Annotated in this window: 1 protein-coding gene and 1 pseudogene; one reads left to right on the top strand and one right to left on the bottom strand. The window is 75.0% G+C overall.

The genetic code is table 11. From position 1 onward, the window contains the following. Positions 1–843, bottom strand: a pseudogene (locus E2E34_RS33885) (hypothetical protein); the annotation flags it as partial. A 238-nt stretch (positions 844–1,081) separates the two neighbouring features. Here E2E34_RS33885 and E2E34_RS33880 point away from each other — a divergent pair. After that, on the top strand, positions 1,082–1,887 hold an 806-nt coding region (locus E2E34_RS33880; protein ID WP_138905655.1), incomplete at its 3' end, for a Nif3-like dinuclear metal center hexameric protein.

The raw sequence follows: 1,887 nt of genomic DNA, 5'->3' as shown, positions 1-1,887 counted from the left end.
CAGCGCCACCGCGCAGCTCTCCGGCGTCAGCACCTGCCCCGGCTGCACCGCGAACGGCGCCACCGCGCAGTCGGCCGGCGCCAGGCACTCCGGGAAGCGCACCGGCAGCATGCTGCCCAGCACACCCCACCCCAGCCGGTCGCGCCCCGGCGCGTCCGACCGGATCAGCAGCAGCCCGCTGTCCGGATCGGCCAGCAGCAGCCGGTCGTTGCTGCCCTCCGCGATCTGCAGCAGCGGCGTCACTTCCCCGCCCCGCTCCAGGTCGACCGCCACCGCCTTCGTCACCCCGTCGGACTCCCGGTCCAGGGCGAGCATCCGGCCCGTACGGTCGAGCCAGACGCCACCCGAGCAGCGCCCCGCGACCTCGGCCACGTACTCCGGGCCGAAGGCGCCGCCCGCCACCTGCCACACCGTCGTGGACCGCTCGCCGACGGACAGGGCGTACGCCCGCGAGCCGTCCGGCGCCGGCGGCAGCAGCTCCAGCCGCTCGCACTCGACCGCGCCCACCGGGAGCTCCCCGGTGCGCGGTCCCGTCGGGTACAGCAGCGAGAAGGAGTGCCGCCCCGCGCCCCCGCCGAAGGCGTGCGAGGCGCCTCCCTCGCGGCGGTGGATCAGCACCCGCCCGTCCGCCAGCGGCAGCAGACCGGTGTCCGGCTCCTCGGGCTGGTCGGCCGGCAGCGGCACGGCGTACGGCTCGGGGCCGCCCAGCGTCCACCGCTCGGGGAACCGCGCGTCGCCCTCACCGGCCAGCCGCGCGGCGTACGAACCGTCGGCGGCGATCGTGAACACCGCCTCACGCACCGCGTCACCGTCGGCCGCGGTCTCGATGGCACAGGCCGTCATCAGGCCATCACCTCCGGCGAACGAAGCTAGTTTTCGCACTTCCTGCCGAACAACACGAGACCGCCCACTTCACACATAAGGGTGGCCGCTGTCCGGTTCCGCTGAGGTCGGCGGGGCTGGTGTGCTGCGCGATGTCCTCATGTCGACAAAGCCGGCGCTCCCGACCCCCGCGTGCCCCGGCCGGGCGGGCCGCGTACGCCATGGTGGGCGGGGCACTCGTCGCAGGTAACCTGTCTGCGTGCCCCGTCTGTCTGAAGTCATCGCCGCGCTCGACGCCCTCTGGCCCCCCGAGCGGGCCGAGAGCTGGGACGCGGTCGGTACGGTCTGCGGCGACCCCGACGCCGAGGTGACCCGGGTCCTGTTCGCCGTCGACCCGGTCCAGGAGACCGTCGACGAAGCCGTACGGCTCGGCGCGAACCTCCTCGTCACCCACCACCCGCTCTACCTGCGCGGCACGACGACGGTCGCGGCGTCCACCTTCAAGGGCCGCGCCGTGCACACCCTCATCAAGAACGACATCGCGCTGCACGTCGCCCACACCAACGCCGACAGCGCCGACCCCGGCGTCTCCGACGCCCTCGCCGGCGCCCTGGACCTGCGCGTGACCGGGCCGCTGGTGCCCGACCCCACCGACGCACAGGGCCGGCGCGGCCTCGGCCGCATCTGCGCGCTCGACCCCCCGGCCACCCTCGGCCACTTCGCCGCCCGCGTCGCCGCCCGGCTGCCCGCCACCGCGCAGGGCATCCGCGTCGCCGGCGACCCGGACGCGCTCATCAGCACGGTGGCCGTCAGCGGCGGCTCCGGCGACAGTCTGTTCGCCGACGTACGGGCGGCCGGCGTCGACGCCTTCGTCACGGCCGACCTGCGCCACCACCCGGCCTCCGAGGCCCGCGAACAGACGCCCCTCGCGCTGATCGACGCCGCGCACTGGGCCACCGAATGGCCCTGGTGCGAGCAGGCCGCCGGCCAGCTGGACGAGATCTCCGACCGCCACGGCTGGGACCTGCGCGTCCACGTGTCGAAGACCGTCACCGACCCCTGGAC

The organism is Streptomyces albidochromogenes (assembly GCF_005981925.1).
Classification (GTDB): Bacteria; Actinomycetota; Actinomycetes; order Streptomycetales; family Streptomycetaceae; genus Streptomyces; species Streptomyces albidochromogenes.
This window is presented reverse-complemented; position numbering and strand designations above follow the sequence as displayed.